The following is a 15384-nucleotide window of genomic DNA, read 5'->3' on the forward strand; positions in this document are numbered from 1 at the left end:
TTGCGGGCCGCCCAAGAGAGTAGACCATGAGCCAAGGTATTGAATTTAATCGGTTGATGATGGACATGAAGGCCATGCAAATGGACGCCATGTCGAAGCCGAAATCGACTTCCGCTGTCCCGGAAGTGGCAGGCAGCAACTTTTCCGACATGCTCGGTCAAGCCATCAACAAAGTGAACGATACCCAGCAGGCGTCGAGCCAATTGGCCAACGCGTTCGAGATCGGCAAGAGCGGCGTCGATCTGACGGACGTGATGATTGCCTCGCAGAAAGCCAGCGTATCGTTCCAGGCCCTGACCCAGGTGCGCAACAAGCTGGTTCAGGCTTATCAAGACATCATGCAGATGCCGGTTTAAGGACGAGATTGAGTCATGGCAGAAGCAGTCGCCGATAACGTTCCGGCCAAGGCCACCCCGATAGACGGCAAACCGCCGCTGTTCGGCCTGTCCTTCCTGGAAAACCTCTCCGAGATGACCATGCTGCGTCAGGTGGGCCTGTTGGTCGGCCTGGCCGCGAGCGTGGCGATTGGCTTTGCCGTGGTGCTGTGGTCGCAGCAACCGGACTACCGTCCTCTGTACGGCAGCCTTGCCGGCATGGACGCCAAGCAGGTCATGGACACCCTGGCCTCCGCCGACATTCCCTACACCGTCGAACCGAATTCCGGCGCCTTGCTGGTCAAGGCCGATGACCTGTCCCGTGCGCGGCTCAAGCTCGCGGCCGCTGGTGTCACTCCCAGCGACGGCAACATCGGTTTCGAAATCCTCGACAAGGAACAGGGTCTGGGCACCAGCCAGTTCATGGAAGCGACCCGTTATCGTCGCGGCCTCGAAGGCGAACTGGCCCGCACCATCTCCAGTCTGAACAACGTCAAGGGCGCACGCGTTCACCTGGCGATTCCGAAAAGTTCGGTGTTCGTCCGTGACGAGCGCAAGCCAAGCGCTTCGGTACTGGTCGAGCTGTACTCCGGTCGTTCGCTGGAGCCGGGCCAGGTCGTCGCCATTATCAACCTGGTGGCCACCTCCGTTCCCGAGCTGAGCAAGTCGCAGATCACCGTCGTCGACCAGAAGGGCAACCTGCTGTCGGATCAGGCGGAAAACTCCGAAATGACCATGGCTGGCAAGCAGTTCGACTACAGCCGCCGCATGGAAAGCATGCTCACCCAGCGCGTGCACAACATTCTGCAACCGGTACTGGGCAACGATCGCTACAAGGCTGAAGTCTCGGCTGATGTCGATTTCAGTGCCGTCGAATCGACTGCCGAGCAGTTCAACCCGGATCAACCGGCCCTGCGCAGCGAGCAGTCGGTCAACGAACAACGCACCGCCAGCAATGGCCCACAAGGTGTGCCGGGTGCCTTGAGCAACCAGCCACCGTCGCCGGCTTCGGCGCCGCAGACCACCGGTGGCGCAGCCGCCCCGGCGAGCATGGTGCAGCCAGGCCAGCCACTGGTTGATGCCAACGGTCAGCAGATCATGGACCCGGCCACCGGCCAGCCGATGCTCGCGCCGTATCCGGCGGACAAGCGTCAACAATCCACCAAGAACTTCGAGCTCGACCGCTCCATCAGCCACACCAAACAGCAGCAGGGTCGCCTGAATCGCCTGTCGGTGTCGGTGGTGGTGGACGATCAGGTCAAGATCAACCCGGCCAATGGTGAAACCACCCGTGCGCCGTGGAGCGCCGACGAATTGGCGCGCTTCACCCGTCTGGTACAGGACGCTGTCGGCTTCGACGCCAGCCGTGGCGACAGCGTCAGCGTGATCAACATGCCGTTCTCCGCTGAGCGCGGCGAAGTGATCGCCGACATTCCGTTCTACTCCCAGCCATGGTTCTGGGACATCGTCAAACAAGTGCTGGGCGTGTTGTTCATCCTGGTGCTGGTGTTCGGCGTGCTGCGTCCGGTGCTCAACAACATCACCGGTGGTGGCAAAAGCAAGGAGCTGGCCGGTCTGGGCGGCGACATGGAACTCGGTGGCATGGGCGGTCTGGACGGTGAACTGTCCAACGATCGCGTCAGCCTCGGCGGCCCGACCAGCATCCTGCTGCCGAGCCCGAGCGAGGGTTATGACGCTCAGTTGAACGCAATCAAGAGTCTGGTGGCAGAAGACCCGGGTCGTGTGGCCCAGGTCGTGAAAGAGTGGATTAACGCAGATGAGTGATAACCGAGCCGCCGTCGCCAAACTGTCCCGGGTCGATAAAGCCGCGATTTTGCTGCTGTCCCTGGGTTCGACCGATGCCGCACAAGTGCTGCGCCACATGGGCCCCAAAGAGGTCCAGCGAGTTGGCGTGGCCATGGCCCAGATGGGCAACGTCCACCGTGAGCAGGTCGAGCAGGTCATGAGCGAGTTCGTCGACATTGTCGGCGACCAGACCAGCCTGGGCGTCGGCTCCGACGACTACGTGCGCAAAATGCTCACCCAGGCCCTGGGTGAAGACAAGGCCAACGGCCTGATCGACCGCATTCTGCTGGGCGGTAACACCAGTGGTCTCGACAGCCTGAAATGGATGGAGCCGCGCGCCGTTGCCGACGTGATCCGTTACGAACACCCGCAGATCCAGGCGATCGTGGTCGCGTACCTCGATCCGGATCAGGCCGGTGAAGTGCTGGGCAACTTCGACCACAAGGTGCGTCTGGACATCATCCTGCGCGTCTCGTCGTTGAACACCGTGCAGCCGGCCGCACTGAAAGAATTGAACCAGATCCTCGAGAAGCAGTTCTCCGGCAACTCGAACGCTTCGCGCACCACCCTGGGTGGTATCAAGCGGGCGGCGGACATCATGAACTTCCTCGACAGCTCGATCGAAGGCCAGCTCATGGACTCGATCCGCGAAGTCGACGAAGACCTGTCCGGTCAGATCGAAGACCTCATGTTTGTGTTCAACAACCTGGCCGATGTCGACGACCGCGGTATCCAGGCGCTGCTGCGCGAAGTCTCTTCCGATGTGCTGGTGCTGGCCCTCAAGGGTTCGGACGAAGGCGTCAAGGAGAAGATCTTCAAGAACATGTCCAAGCGTGCCGCCGAACTGCTGCGCGACGACCTCGAGGCCAAGGGCCCGGTGCGCGTCAGCGACGTGGAGACCGCGCAGAAGGAAATCCTCACCATCGCCCGCCGTATGGCCGAAGCCGGAGAAATTGTGCTCGGTGGCAAGGGCGGCGAGGAAATGATTTAAGCCCATGGACAAGCATGACGACGATGTGACGGACCTGATCCGTGCCCGGGACGTCCGCGGCTTCGATACCTGGGCCTTGCCCAGCTTCGATCCGCCGGCGCCTGAGCCCGAGCCGGAACCGGAGCCCGAACCGCCGGAAATGGAAGAAGTGCCGCTGGAGGAAGTCCAGCCACTGACGCTGGAAGAACTCGAAAGCATCCGTCAGGAGGCCTACAACGAGGGCTTCGCCATCGGCGAAAAGGAAGGCTTTCACAGCGCCACCCTCAAGGTGCGCCAGGAAGCAGAAGTGGTCCTGACGGCCAAGGTCGATAGCCTTGAGCAACTGATGGCGCACCTGTTCGAGCCTATTGCCGAGCAAGACACCCAGATCGAAAAGTCGCTGGTCGACCTCGTGCAGCACATCGCCCGTCAGGTGATTCAGCGCGAACTGGCCATCGACTCGACGCAGATCGAACACGTCATGCGCGACGCCCTCAAGCTGTTGCCGCTGGGTGTGGGCAATGTGCGGCTGTACGTCAATCCGCAGGATTTCGAACAGGTCAAAGCCCTGCGCGAACGTCATGAGGAAACCTGGCGCATCGTCGAGGACGAAACCTTGCTGCCGGGCGGTTGCCGGGTCGAGACCGACCACAGCCGGATCGATGCGAGCATCGAAACCCGCGTCAGCCAGGTCATGGCCAAGCTGTTCGACCAGTTGCACGAGCAGGCCCTGCACCCGGCCGCGCCGGACCTGAGTCTGGACTTGCCGGAAACGCCGAAACCGGCACCGGTCGCAGAAGAGCCGCTCGCGGACGCCCCCGATGCGCCTTGAACGCACCAGTTTCGCCAAGCGCCTGAGCACTTACGCCGAGGCCACCGAAATCGCCGGTGCGCCGATCCTCGAAGGGCGCCTGCTGCGCATGGTCGGCCTGACGCTCGAGGCCGAAGGCCTGCGCGCCGCCATGGGCACCCGCTGCATGGTGATCAACGACGACACCTATCACCCGTCCCAGGTTGAGGCCGAAGTCATGGGCTTCTCCGGCAGCAAGGTGTTCCTGATGCCGGTCGGCAGCGTGGCCGGCATTGCCCCGGGCGCCCGCGTGGTGCCGCTGGCCGACACCGGTCGCCTGCCGATGGGCATGAGCATGCTCGGTCGCGTGCTGGACGGCGCCGGACGGGCGCTGGACGGCAAGGGTGGCATGAAGGCCGAAGACTGGGTGCCGATGGACGGCCCGACGATCAACCCGCTCAACCGAGACCCGATCAGCGAACCGCTGGACGTCGGCATCCGTAGCATCAACGGATTGTTGACGGTCGGTCGTGGTCAGCGTCTGGGCCTGTTCGCCGGTACCGGTGTCGGTAAGTCGGTGTTGCTGGGCATGATGACCCGCTTCACCGAGGCCGACATTATCGTCGTCGGCCTGATCGGTGAGCGGGGTCGAGAAGTTAAAGAGTTCATCGAGCACATCCTCGGTGAAGAAGGCCTCAAGCGTTCCGTGGTGGTGGCGTCGCCGGCGGACGATGCGCCGCTAATGCGTCTGCGCGCGGCGATGTACTGCACGCGGATCGCCGAGTATTTCCGCGACAAGGGCAAGAACGTCCTGTTGCTGATGGATTCCCTGACCCGTTTCGCCCAGGCCCAGCGGGAAATTGCCCTGGCCATCGGTGAGCCGCCGGCGACCAAGGGTTATCCGCCGTCGGTATTCGCCAAACTGCCGAAACTGGTGGAGCGTGCCGGTAACGCGGAGAAGGGCGGTGGTTCGATCACAGCGTTCTATACCGTGCTGTCCGAGGGCGATGACCAGCAGGACCCGATTGCCGACTCTGCGCGGGGTGTACTTGACGGGCACATCGTGCTGTCGCGGCGGCTGGCCGAGGAAGGGCATTACCCGGCCATCGATATCGAAGCCTCGATCAGCCGGGTGATGCCGGCAGTCGTGGCGCCGGAACACATGCAGCGCGCGCAATACTTCAAGCAGCTGTGGTCGCGCTATCAACAGAGCCGCGACCTGATCAGCGTCGGCGCCTATGTCGCTGGCGGTGATCGCGAGACGGACCTTGCCATCAATCTGCAACCGCAACTGGTCAGATACCTGCGTCAGGGGCTCAACGACAAAATCAGCCTGGGTGAAAGCGAGGCGTACCTCGAAACGATTTTCGCCCCGGCGGCCGGCGGGTAACCGGTCATGGCCCTGAGTCGAGCCGCGCGTCTGGCGCCGGTGGTGGACATGGCCGAGAAGGCCGAGAAAACCGCCGTGCAACGCCTGGGCTACTTTCAGGGGCAGGTGAAAGTCGCCGAGAGCAAACTCGCCGACCTCAACGCCTTTCGTCTGGATTATTCGCAGCAGTGGATCGTGCGCGGCAGCACCGGCGTGACCGGTCAATGGCTGCTGGGTTTTCAGGGTTTTCTGGCGCAACTCGACACCGCTGTCGATCAACAGCGTCAAAGTCTGCAATGGCACCAGAACAACCTGGACAAGGCCCGTGACGCCTGGCAACAGGCATTCGCCCGGGTCGAAGGTTTGCGCAAACTTGTACAGCGCTATCGCGATGAAGCCCAGCGCGCCGAAGACAAGCGCGAACAGAAGCTGCTGGACGAGTTGTCCCAGCGTTTGCCGCGTCATGAGGCGTTTTGACGAGCCGATCTCTGACAGATCCCGACGCTATCGCGCCTTGCCCATGGCCCCTCCAAGTGCTAAACCTTGTACAAGTTCGTCAATGACAAGGAAGCCAGTACATGTCAGTCGTTACAGAAGTCTCTGCGGACAAGAAAAAACTGACGATTTCGGTCAAGGGGCGATTCGATTTCGCCAAGCATCAGGAATTTCGCCAATCCTACGAAAAAGAGCAGCCCGAATCGGTGATTGTCGACCTCAAGGAGGCGACCTATCTCGACAGTTCGGCGCTCGGCATGCTGCTTCTGCTGCGTGATCACGTCGGCGGTGACGACTCGGAAATTCGCGTGGTCAACAGCAGTTCCGACGTGAAAAAAATCCTCGCCATCTCCAACTTCGACAAATTGTTCGACATCAGTTGACGGCCATGCAGCCGCTAGAGCCGCTGACGATCCTGATCGCCGAAGACAGCGCCGCCGACCGGTTGTTGTTGTCGACCATCGTCCGTCGCCAGGGGCACGAGGTGCTGACGGCCACCCACGGTGCGGAGGCGGTCGAGACATTCATCCGGCAAAAACCGCATCTGGTGTTAATGGACGCCATGATGCCCGTCATGGATGGGTTCGAAGCTGCACGGCAGATCAAGAAGCTGGCGGGTGAAAACCTGGTGCCGATCATCTTCCTCACCTCGCTGACGGAAAGTGAAGCCCTGGCCCGTTGTCTTGAAGCCGGCGGTGACGACTTTCTGGCGAAGCCGTACAACCAGGTGATCCTCGCCGCCAAAATCAAGGCGATGGATCGCTTGCGACGTTTACAGGCCACGGTTCTTCAGCAGCGCGACCTGATCGCCAAGCACCACGACTATCTGCTCAACGAGCAACGGGTCGCCAAGGCCGTGTTCGACAAGGTCGCGCATTCTGGTTGCCTGAGCGCACCGAACATCCGTTACCTGCAATCACCCTATGCGCTGTTCAACGGCGATCTGCTGTTGGCCGCGTACACCCCGGCCGGCGACATGCATGTGTTGCTTGGCGACTTCACCGGGCATGGCTTGCCGGCGGCGGTCGGCGCCATGCCGCTTGCCGAGGTGTTCTATGGCATGACCGCCAAGGGTTACGGTCTGGCCGAGACCCTGCGGGAAATGAACGCCAAGCTCAAGCGCATCCTGCCGGTGGATATGTTCTGTTGCGCGACGCTGTTGTGCCTGAGTTTTCAGCGGCGCTCGGTGGAGGTCTGGAACGGCGGCATGCCGGACGGCTATCTGCATTGCCTCGCCACCGGGGTGCGCACGCCGCTGGCGGCACGCCACCTGCCGCTGGGGGTGCTCAGCCCGCAGACTTTCGATGACCGCACCGAGGTTCACCCGATGGCGGTGGGCGACCGCGTGTTCCTGCTCTCGGACGGGGTCATCGACACCTGCGATGCCAACGATCAGTTGTTTGGTGTCGAGCGCCTGCACAAGGTGTTCGCTGCCAATCGCCAGCCGGATCGGCTGTTCGAGGACATCGAGCAGGCGTTGCAGGACTTTCGCGGTGAGGCCCGGGACGATGTGAGCATGGTCGAGGTCAGCCTGCTGGAGGCCGAGCAGATCAATCCATCGGCGCCGGTGTATTCCGACAGTGGCCAGTCCTGTCCGCTGGACTGGTCGGTGAGCTTCGAATTTCGCGGTGCCACGCTCAAGCGTTTCAATCCGCTGCCTTACCTGTTGCAGTTGCTGCTTGAGGTGCATGGCTTGCGGGCGCAGAGTGGCGCACTGTACAGCGTGCTGGCCGAGCTTTATTCCAATGCGCTGGAGCATGGTGTACTGGGCCTGGACTCGAGCCTCAAGCGCGATGCCTCGGGTTTCGCCCATTATTACGAGCAGCGCAATGCGCGCCTCGAGGCCCTGCAGGACGGTTACGTGCGCGTGCATTTGCAGGTGCGGCCGGAAGGCGAGGGCGGTTGTCTGGTGGTGCGGGTCGAAGACAGCGGTCAGGGATTTGACGTCGCGCGCGTGATGGAGCGGCCGCTCGACGAAGTCCGTCTGTCAGGGCGCGGTGTCAGTCTGATCCGCCAATTGAGCAAAAATCCAAGCTGGTCAGACGATGGTCGCAGTGCCCGCGTGGAATTTTTCTGGGAGGCTCTGGCATAATCCGCGCATTCTTGATCAAGGAGTGAACAAGTGGCTGATACACAGGTGGACCACAAAGCGCTGAGCGCGCTGCGGGAAGTGATGGAAGACAGCTATCCGGAACTGCTGGATACCTTTCTCGCCGATTCCGAAAATCGCCTGCGGGAGTTGCAGCAGACTGCCGATGCCGACGCATTGTCTCGCGTTGCGCACAGCTTCAAGGGCAGCAGCAGCAACATGGGGGCGACCCGTCTTGCGGTGCTGTGCCAGGAGCTGGAACAGCATGCCAAAGACAAAAGCCCTTCTGAAATCATCAAGCTGGTCGCCGATATTCATCGCGAATTCGACGATGTGCGGCCCGTATATGTCGCCGAGCGGCAGCGCTCGCTGACGCACTGATTCTGCCGTCGGGCGGTTTTGCAGGTTTCCTGGCGAAACTGGCCCGGCACTTGCAGTCATCTATCCCAACTGTACCTACGATCCCAGTGCAGCGGAGACCGTGCCATGCCTGCAAGCCCCAACATTCTTCTTCAGACCGCCGCCCAGGCCAAGGCGCAAGCTGCCTCGGCCAAGTCATCGGCAGTGGCCGCAGAGCCCGGGGACAAGGCCTCCAGCTTCGCTCAGGTGTTCGCCGATCAAGGCCCGAACAAGCCCTCGGTGACCGTCGACAATTCGGTCAAGCCTGCCCGTGACAAGGTTGCCGACAACAGCGGCAAGAAAGACCTCGGCAAGGATCAGTCTGCCGCCCCGACGCCGGAGGTTGCCGATAGCGGCAAAGCCTTGCCCGCCGACAAACCGGCGACGGCGGCAACGGACGACAAGACCACGGCCGATGACGAAACGGCTGAAACAGCGCCGGCCCCCGTTGCCGAAACGGCGCCGGTGGACCTGGCACTGGTGGCGGCGGTGGAGCCCGTCGTCACGGTACCGGTGGTGGACACGCCGGTCGTCGAGACAGCTGCGCAACCGGAAACCGACAAACCTGCCGTGGCGGCATTGCCAGGAATGGTCAAGGATCCGGCGCCGGCCACTGACCCGGCCTTCGACCCCGAGGCGGATCCGCTGGATTCGCTTCCCGCCGTGCGCCTGGCGATGGAGCAGAGCGGTCACATTTCCGCTTCCAGCCAGTCCCAGCCCAAGGCCACCCCGGCCCAGGCTCAGGCCGACGGTGAATTGACCTCGGCGCAGAATTTCGCTGCCGGCATGGCCAGCATGCTGGATGTGCAGGCGGACAAGGACAGCACCAGTCAGGGCGGTGAAAAGGCGTTCAGCGGTTTGATCGATGACGGCCTGAAAGATCTGAAGACCGCCACCAGCGACACCCGCGTGGATGATTTCGCCAACCGTCTGGCGGCACTGACCCAGGCTGCCACACCGAAAACCGCCAATGCGGTGCCGGTGAACCAGCCGATCGCCATGCACCAGAACGGCTGGACCGAAGAAGTAGTCAACCGGGTCATGTACCTGTCGAGCAACAACCTGAAGGCCGCCGACATCCAGTTGCAGCCAGCCGAGCTTGGGCGTCTGGATATCCGGGTGAACATGGTGCCGGACCAGCAGACCCAGGTGACCTTCATGAGCGCGCATCCGAGCGTGCGTGAAGCCCTCGACGGTCAGATGCACCGCCTGCGCGACATGTTCAACCAGCAAGGCATGGGGCAGGTCGATGTCAACGTTTCCGACCAGAACCGTGGCTGGCAGGGTCAAGGCCAGGAACAGGCGCAGCAGGGGCAGAGTGGTCGAACCAGCGCTGCCGGCGGTCGCCTGGATTCGGCAGAAGAAGAGTTGACGCCGACTGCCGTGGCTGAATCCGCTGTTCAGACCACTAGCGTGATCGGCAGCAGTGCCGTCGACTACTACGCCTGACACGACGCTGTACTCCTGTGGGGGCGGGCTTGCTCGCGAAATCGGTAAGACAAACAACACATCTGTTGAATGTTGAACCGCATTCGCGAGCAAGTCGAATCGTCGCACCGCCGCTCCCACATTGGTTTGTGGTGCTCTCCACGATGCTCCGACACTTCTGGCATAACACTTGCTCTTGCCTTGCCGTGCGACTGTGAAAACCCGATTAGTGACGGATTATTGGCATGGCGAAGAGCGAAGCTGCAGCAGTAAAAGACCCCGCAACCAAAGGCAAACTCAAGCTGATCATCATGATCGTGTTGGGTCTGTTGCTGGCCATCGGTACGTCCGTGGGGGCGACGTGGTTCTTCATGCACAGTGCCCAGAGCAAGCCTGCGGCGGCCGCCGAAGCGGCCCCGGTCGGCAAGCAACCGGCGATTTTCGAGCCGATGGCGCCGGCCTTCGTGGCCAACTACAACCAGAACGGCCGTCAGCGCTACATGCAGGTGAGCATCACCATGCTGGCGCGCAATCAGGCGGATCTGGAAGCGCTCAAAGTGCACATGCCGGTGATCCGCAACAACCTGGTGATGCTCTTCTCCGGTCAGGATTTCGCCACGCTGGCGACCCCGGTCGGTCAAGAGATGTTGCGCCAGAAGGCCACAGCCAGCGTCCAGGAAGTGGCGCAGAAAGAGCTGGGCAAAGTGGTGATCGAACAGTTGCTTTTCACTAATTTCGTACTGCAGTAGGAACACGACATGGCCGTGCAGGATCTGCTGTCCCAGGATGAAATCGACGCGCTGTTGCATGGTGTCGACGATGGTCTGGTACAGACCGATAACGCTGCCGAACCCGGCAGTGTCAAAAGCTACGACCTGACCAGCCAGGATCGCATCGTCCGTGGACGCATGCCGACTCTGGAAATGATCAACGAGCGTTTTGCCCGCTACACCCGCATCAGCATGTTCAACATGCTGCGCCGCTCGGCGGACGTTGCCGTCGGTGGCGTACAGGTGATGAAGTTCGGCGAATACGTGCACTCGCTGTACGTGCCGACCAGCCTCAACCTGGTCAAGATCAAACCCCTGCGCGGCACCGCGCTGTTCATCCTCGACGCCAAACTGGTGTTCAAACTGGTGGACAACTTCTTCGGCGGCGACGGCCGTCACGCCAAGATCGAAGGGCGTGAATTCACCCCGACCGAGCTGCGCGTGGTGCGCATGGTGCTGGAGCAGGCGTTCGTCGATTTGAAGGAAGCCTGGCAGGCGATCATGGAAGTCAACTTCGAGTACATCAACTCGGAAGTGAACCCGGCCATGGCCAACATCGTCGGCCCGAGCGAAGCGATCGTGGTTTCCACGTTCCACATCGAACTCGACGGCGGTGGCGGCGATCTGCACGTGACCATGCCGTACTCGATGATCGAGCCGGTGCGCGAAATGCTCGACGCCGGTTTCCAGTCGGACCTCGACGACCAGGACGAACGCTGGGTCAATGCCCTGCGCCAGGACGTGCTCGACGTCGACGTGCCGATCGGTGCCACCGTGGCCCGCCGCCAGTTGAAGCTGCGCGACATCCTGCACATGCAGCCGGGTGACGTGATTCCGGTCGAGATGCCGGAAGACATGATCATGCGCGCCAACGGCGTGCCGGCCTTCAAGGTCAAGATGGGCTCGCACAAAGGCAACCTTGCGTTGCAGGTGATCGAGCCGATCGAGCGCCGCTGAAGCGGCGCCCTCACTCCCTGATTCTTTTACCGGTTTTTTGCCCGCCGAGGACAAATGATGAACGACGATATGAACACCCAGGACGATCAGGCACTGGCCGATGAATGGGCTGCCGCCCTGGAAGAAACCGGTGAAGCCGGGCAGGCCGACATCGACGCGCTGCTGGCCGCCGACGCAGGTACTTCGAGCTCCAACCGTCTGCCGATGGAAGAGTTCGGCAGCGTGCCGAAGAACAACGACCCGGTGACCCTCGACGGTCCGAACCTGGACGTGATCCTCGACATTCCGGTGTCGATCTCGATGGAAGTGGGCAGCACCGACATCAACATCCGCAACCTGCTGCAACTCAACCAGGGTTCGGTGATCGAGCTTGATCGTCTGGCCGGCGAGCCGCTGGACGTGCTGGTCAACGGCACCCTGATCGCTCACGGTGAAGTGGTGGTGGTCAACGAAAAGTTCGGCATCCGTCTGACCGACGTGATCAGCCCGAGCGAACGCATCAAGAAGCTGCGCTGAGTGAAAAAGGTTCTGGGGGCTTTGTTCGGCCTGGCACTGGCGTTGCCGTTCAGCGTGCTGGCGGCCGAGCCGGTGGCGACCACGGCAGCGGCGGCTGCGCCAGCCGTCAACAGCGGCGTGGCGGGGCAGTTGACGCAGCTGGTGCTGGGGCTGTTGCTGGTGCTGGGCTTGATCTTCTTCCTCGCCTGGCTGTTGCGCCGGGTGCAGCAGGCAGGTCCCGCCGGCAAGGGCCAGGTGATCGAGTTGATCGGTTCCCGCGCGCTCGGGCCGCGTGACCGTCTGATGCTGGTGCAGGTCGGTAACGAGCAGATTCTGCTCGGCCTCAGCCCCGGAACCATCACCGCGTTGCACGTGCTCAAAGAGCCGGTCGAGGTGCCGAGCACCGCTGACAAAGCGACTCCGGAATTTGCCCAGCATCTGTTGAAGATCCTCGGCAAGGATCAGAAGGATAAGAAGTAATGGGTGCGTTGCGCATCGTCTTGACCCTGGCCTTGATGTTGGCCGCGCCGCTGGCATTCGCCGCCGATCCGTTGTCGATCCCGGCGATCACTCTGGGCACCAACGCCGAAGGCGCGCAGGAGTACTCGGTCAGCCTGCAGATCCTGCTGATCATGACGGCGCTGAGCTTCATTCCGGCCGCCGTCATCCTGATGACCAGTTTCACCCGGATCATCATCGTCTTCTCGATCCTGCGTCAGGCCCTGGGCTTGCAGCAGACCCCGTCGAACCAGATCCTCACCGGCATGGCGCTGTTCCTGACGCTGTTCATCATGGCGCCGGTGTTCGATCGCGTGAACAACGATGCCTTGCAGCCGTACCTCGCGGAAAAGCTGACCGCTCAGCAGGCAGTGGAAAAGGCTCAGGTGCCGATCAAGGACTTCATGCTCGCCCAGACCCGCTCCAGCGACCTGGAGCTGTTCATGCGCCTGTCCAAACGCACCGACATCGCGACGCCGGATGCTGCGCCGCTGACCATTCTGGTGCCGGCCTTCGTGACGTCTGAGCTGAAGACCGCGTTCCAGATCGGCTTCATGATCTTCATCCCGTTCCTGATCATCGACCTGGTGGTCGCGAGCGTGCTGATGGCGATGGGTATGATGATGCTGTCGCCGCTGATCATCTCGCTGCCGTTCAAAATCATGCTGTTCGTGCTGGTGGATGGCTGGGCGCTGATCATCGGCACCCTGGCCAGCAGTTTCGGAGGTGTATCGCCATGACGCCAGAAGTAGCGGTCGACATCTTTCGCGAGGCCCTGTGGCTGACCACCATGATGGTGGCGATCCTGGTGGTGCCGAGCCTGTTGGTGGGCCTGCTGGTGTCGATGTTCCAGGCCGCCACCCAGATCAACGAACAGACCCTGAGCTTCCTGCCGCGTCTGCTGGTGATGCTGGTGACGCTGATCGTCGCCGGCCCGTGGCTGGTGCAGACGTTCATGGAATACATCACTCAGCTGTACAAAAACATTCCGATGGTCATCGGCTAAGCCATGCAATCGCTGCTTCAGCTGACCGATACCCAGATCAGTACCTGGGTGGCGACGTTCATGCTGCCGCTGTTTCGCGTCGCCTCGATGTTGATGGTGATGCCGGTCTTCGGAACCACGCTGGTGCCCCGGCGGATCCGTCTGTACTTCGCTTTTGCGATCACCGTGGTGATCACGCCCAACCTGCCGCCGATGCCGGCGGTCAGCCCGCTGGACCTCAGCGGTCTGCTGCTGATCGCCGAGCAGATTCTGGTGGGGGCGGTGCTGGGCTTCTCTCTGCAACTGTTCTTTCAGGCTTTCGTGGTGGCGGGGCAGATCGTCGCGATCCAGATGGGCATGGGCTTCGCGTCGATGATTGACCCTACCAACGGCGTGTCGGTGGCGGTGATCGGGCAGTTCTTCACGATGCTGGTGACCTTGCTGTTCCTGTCGATGAACGGGCACCTGGTGGTGTTCGAAGTGCTCACGGAAAGCTTCACCACGCTGCCGGTCGGCGGCGGGCTGATGACCACGCATTACTGGGAGCTGGCCGGCAAGCTCGGCTGGGTGCTGGGCGCCGCGTTGTTGCTGGTGCTGCCGGCAGTCACCGCGCTGCTGGTGGTCAACATCGCCTTTGGCGTGATGACCCGCGCTGCGCCACAGCTGAACATTTTCTCCATCGGCTTTCCGCTGACCCTGGTGCTCGGCCTGTTCATCGTCTGGGTCGGGCTGGCGGACATTCTCAATCAGTATCAACCGCTGGCCACCGAGGCCTTGCAGTTTTTACGCGAACTGGCAAAGGCGCGCTGAGTCATGGCTGAGAGCGAAAGCGGTCAGGACAAAACAGAAGACCCCACGGAGAAGCGCAAAAAGGACTCCCGGGAAAAGGGTGAGATTGCCCGTTCCAAGGAGCTCAACACCCTGGCGATCATGCTCGCCGGCTCTGCCGCACTGCTGATCTTTGGCGGGATGCTGGCGCAGGATTTGATGGACCTGATGCGCCAGAACTTCACGCTGTCGCGGGAAGTGATCATGGACGAGCGCTCCATGGCGACGTTCCTGATGAGCAGCGGATTGCAGGCGTTGCTGGCGATTCAGCCGATCATGATCACCCTGTTGCTGGCCGCTTTCCTCGGGCCGATCGCGCTGGGCGGCTGGCTGTTCGCCGCCGGTTCGCTGGCCCCCAAGTTCAGCCGGATGAACCCGGCGGCGGGCCTCAAGCGGATGTTCTCGATGAAGGCTGTGGTCGAACTGCTCAAGGCGCTGGCCAAGTTTCTCATCACCTTGGGCGTGGCGCTGGTGGTGCTCAATGCGGACATCGACGACCTGCTGCGCATCGCTCACGAGCCGCTGGACCGGGCGATCATCCACAGCTTGCAACTGGTGGGCTGGAGTTCCCTGTGGCTGGCCTGCGGGTTGATCATCATCGCCGCCGTCGACGTGCCCGTGCAGATCTGGGAGAGCATCAAGAAGCTCAAGATGACCAAGCAGGAAGTGCGCGACGAGCACAAGGACCAGGAAGGTCGGCCAGAGGTCAAACAACGCATTCGCCAGCTCCAGCGCGAGATGTCGCAGCGCCGGATGATGGCGGCGATCCCGGATGCCGACGTGGTCATCACCAACCCGACCCACTACGCGGTGGCGCTCAAGTACGACGCCGAGAAGGGCGGGGCGCCAATGCTGCTGGCCAAGGGCAGCGACTTCCTGGCGCTGAAGATCCGCGAAATCGCCGTGGCCAACAACGTCATGCTCCTCGAATCGCCAGCCTTGGCGCGTTCCATCTACTACTCCACGGAGCTGGAAGAAGAAATCCCCGGTGGCCTGTACCTGGCGGTCGCTCAGGTCCTGGCCTACGTCTACCAGATCCGCCAGCACCGCGCGGGCAAGGGCAAATTCCCGGAACCGCTCAAGGACGATCTGCCGATCCCGCCGGATCTGCGGCGCGATTCCTGATGCTGA

The 15384-nt window shown here is 61.9% G+C and carries 18 protein-coding genes; all 18 read left to right on the top strand.

What is annotated here, in order from left to right; genetic code table 11:
* The first annotated feature begins 26 nt into the window (after positions 1–26).
* The 18 genes from fliE (at position 27) to flhB (ending at position 15378) form a co-directional block, all read left to right on the top strand.
* A complete protein-coding gene (gene fliE, locus K3819_RS07935; protein ID WP_011333048.1) occupies positions 27–356 on the top strand; it encodes a flagellar hook-basal body complex protein FliE in 330 nt (109 codons plus the stop codon).
* Between the two features lie 15 nt (positions 357–371).
* Positions 372–2159 carry a flagellar basal-body MS-ring/collar protein FliF gene (fliF, locus tag K3819_RS07940; protein WP_221398978.1) on the top strand — a complete coding sequence of 596 codons (1788 nt, stop codon included), beginning with the start codon at positions 372–374 and terminating at the stop codon, positions 2157–2159.
* Positions 2152–3171, top strand: coding sequence for a flagellar motor switch protein FliG (fliG, locus tag K3819_RS07945; protein WP_007958288.1), 1020 nt, complete (start codon positions 2152–2154; stop codon positions 3169–3171). Before fliF ends, fliG begins: the two co-directional genes overlap by 8 nt.
* A gap of 4 nt (positions 3172–3175) precedes the next feature.
* Positions 3176–3982, top strand: coding sequence for a flagellar assembly protein FliH (gene fliH, locus K3819_RS07950; protein WP_085611531.1), 807 nt, complete (start codon positions 3176–3178; stop codon positions 3980–3982).
* Positions 3972–5330, top strand: coding sequence for a flagellar protein export ATPase FliI (gene fliI / locus K3819_RS07955; protein ID WP_039765593.1), 1359 nt, complete (start codon positions 3972–3974; stop codon positions 5328–5330). The genes fliH and fliI overlap by 11 nt, the downstream gene beginning before the upstream one ends.
* A gap of 6 nt (positions 5331–5336) precedes the next feature.
* Entirely contained in the window at positions 5337–5786 is a 450-nt protein-coding gene (gene fliJ, locus K3819_RS07960; RefSeq protein ID WP_011333052.1) for a flagellar export protein FliJ, read from the top strand.
* 101 nt (positions 5787–5887) lie between these two features.
* Positions 5888–6187, top strand: a complete 300-nt coding sequence (locus K3819_RS07965; RefSeq protein WP_011333053.1) for an STAS domain-containing protein — start codon at positions 5888–5890, stop codon at positions 6185–6187.
* Positions 6188–6192: 5 nt separating this feature from the next.
* Positions 6193–7896: a fused response regulator/phosphatase gene (locus tag K3819_RS07970; protein ID WP_221398979.1), complete on the top strand. Its 1704-nt coding sequence runs from the start codon at positions 6193–6195 to the stop codon at positions 7894–7896.
* A 30-nt stretch (positions 7897–7926) separates the two neighbouring features.
* Positions 7927–8274 (top strand): Hpt domain-containing protein, encoded by a 348-nt coding sequence (locus K3819_RS07975; protein ID WP_085611528.1) that lies wholly within the window; start codon positions 7927–7929, stop codon positions 8272–8274.
* Between the two features lie 105 nt (positions 8275–8379).
* Positions 8380–9741: a flagellar hook-length control protein FliK gene (locus K3819_RS07980; protein ID WP_221398980.1), complete on the top strand. Its 1362-nt coding sequence runs from the start codon at positions 8380–8382 to the stop codon at positions 9739–9741.
* 224 nt (positions 9742–9965) lie between these two features.
* A complete protein-coding gene (fliL, locus tag K3819_RS07985; protein WP_064594377.1) occupies positions 9966–10469 on the top strand; it encodes a flagellar basal body-associated protein FliL in 504 nt (167 codons plus the stop codon).
* 9 nt (positions 10470–10478) lie between these two features.
* Positions 10479–11447, top strand: coding sequence for a flagellar motor switch protein FliM (gene fliM, locus K3819_RS07990; RefSeq protein ID WP_003222890.1), 969 nt, complete (start codon positions 10479–10481; stop codon positions 11445–11447).
* 57 nt (positions 11448–11504) lie between these two features.
* The gene (gene fliN / locus K3819_RS07995; protein ID WP_011333057.1) at positions 11505–11963 is read left to right on the top strand and encodes a flagellar motor switch protein FliN; all 459 of its coding nucleotides are present in this window, start codon (positions 11505–11507) and stop codon (positions 11961–11963) included.
* On the top strand, positions 11964–12422 hold the full coding sequence (gene fliO, locus K3819_RS08000; protein WP_007951949.1) for a flagellar biosynthetic protein FliO: 459 nt from the start codon (positions 11964–11966) through the stop codon (positions 12420–12422).
* Positions 12422–13180: a flagellar type III secretion system pore protein FliP gene (gene fliP, locus K3819_RS08005; RefSeq protein WP_039765605.1), complete on the top strand. Its 759-nt coding sequence runs from the start codon at positions 12422–12424 to the stop codon at positions 13178–13180. The genes fliO and fliP overlap by 1 nt, the downstream gene beginning before the upstream one ends.
* Positions 13177–13446 carry a flagellar biosynthesis protein FliQ gene (fliQ, locus tag K3819_RS08010; RefSeq protein ID WP_007951951.1) on the top strand — a complete coding sequence of 90 codons (270 nt, stop codon included), beginning with the start codon at positions 13177–13179 and terminating at the stop codon, positions 13444–13446. The genes fliP and fliQ overlap by 4 nt, the downstream gene beginning before the upstream one ends.
* A 3-nt stretch (positions 13447–13449) precedes the next feature.
* Positions 13450–14235, top strand: a complete 786-nt coding sequence (fliR, locus tag K3819_RS08015; RefSeq protein ID WP_085611525.1) for a flagellar biosynthetic protein FliR — start codon at positions 13450–13452, stop codon at positions 14233–14235.
* Between the two features lie 3 nt (positions 14236–14238).
* Complete coding sequence (flhB, locus tag K3819_RS08020; RefSeq protein ID WP_039765610.1) at positions 14239–15378, top strand: flagellar biosynthesis protein FlhB; 1140 nt, start codon at positions 14239–14241, stop codon at positions 15376–15378.
* Positions 15379–15384 lie beyond the last annotated feature (6 nt).

Source organism: Pseudomonas sp. 3-2 (genome assembly GCF_019710535.1).
GTDB classification, from domain to species: Bacteria; Pseudomonadota; Gammaproteobacteria; order Pseudomonadales; family Pseudomonadaceae; genus Aquipseudomonas; species Aquipseudomonas pharyngis.

What these genes read in the sequence shown, in the direction of transcription:
- fliN (WP_011333057.1), top strand. Translation starts at nt 11,505, where the DNA reads ATGAACGACGATATGAACACCCAGGACGATCAGGCACTGGCCGATGAA.
- fliF (WP_221398978.1), top strand. Translation starts at nt 372, where the DNA reads ATGGCAGAAGCAGTCGCCGATAACGTTCCGGCCAAGGCCACCCCGATA.
- fliM (WP_003222890.1), top strand. Translation starts at nt 10,479, where the DNA reads ATGGCCGTGCAGGATCTGCTGTCCCAGGATGAAATCGACGCGCTGTTG.
- fliR (WP_085611525.1), top strand. Translation starts at nt 13,450, where the DNA reads ATGCAATCGCTGCTTCAGCTGACCGATACCCAGATCAGTACCTGGGTG.
- fliG (WP_007958288.1), top strand. Translation starts at nt 2,152, where the DNA reads ATGAGTGATAACCGAGCCGCCGTCGCCAAACTGTCCCGGGTCGATAAA.
- K3819_RS07980 (WP_221398980.1), top strand. Translation starts at nt 8,380, where the DNA reads ATGCCTGCAAGCCCCAACATTCTTCTTCAGACCGCCGCCCAGGCCAAG.
- K3819_RS07970 (WP_221398979.1), top strand. Translation starts at nt 6,193, where the DNA reads ATGCAGCCGCTAGAGCCGCTGACGATCCTGATCGCCGAAGACAGCGCC.
- K3819_RS07965 (WP_011333053.1), top strand. Translation starts at nt 5,888, where the DNA reads ATGTCAGTCGTTACAGAAGTCTCTGCGGACAAGAAAAAACTGACGATT.
- fliL (WP_064594377.1), top strand. Translation starts at nt 9,966, where the DNA reads ATGGCGAAGAGCGAAGCTGCAGCAGTAAAAGACCCCGCAACCAAAGGC.
- flhB (WP_039765610.1), top strand. Translation starts at nt 14,239, where the DNA reads ATGGCTGAGAGCGAAAGCGGTCAGGACAAAACAGAAGACCCCACGGAG.
- fliP (WP_039765605.1), top strand. Translation starts at nt 12,422, where the DNA reads ATGGGTGCGTTGCGCATCGTCTTGACCCTGGCCTTGATGTTGGCCGCG.
- fliH (WP_085611531.1), top strand. Translation starts at nt 3,176, where the DNA reads ATGGACAAGCATGACGACGATGTGACGGACCTGATCCGTGCCCGGGAC.
- fliJ (WP_011333052.1), top strand. Translation starts at nt 5,337, where the DNA reads ATGGCCCTGAGTCGAGCCGCGCGTCTGGCGCCGGTGGTGGACATGGCC.
- fliQ (WP_007951951.1), top strand. Translation starts at nt 13,177, where the DNA reads ATGACGCCAGAAGTAGCGGTCGACATCTTTCGCGAGGCCCTGTGGCTG.
- fliE (WP_011333048.1), top strand. Translation starts at nt 27, where the DNA reads ATGAGCCAAGGTATTGAATTTAATCGGTTGATGATGGACATGAAGGCC.
- fliI (WP_039765593.1), top strand. Translation starts at nt 3,972, where the DNA reads ATGCGCCTTGAACGCACCAGTTTCGCCAAGCGCCTGAGCACTTACGCC.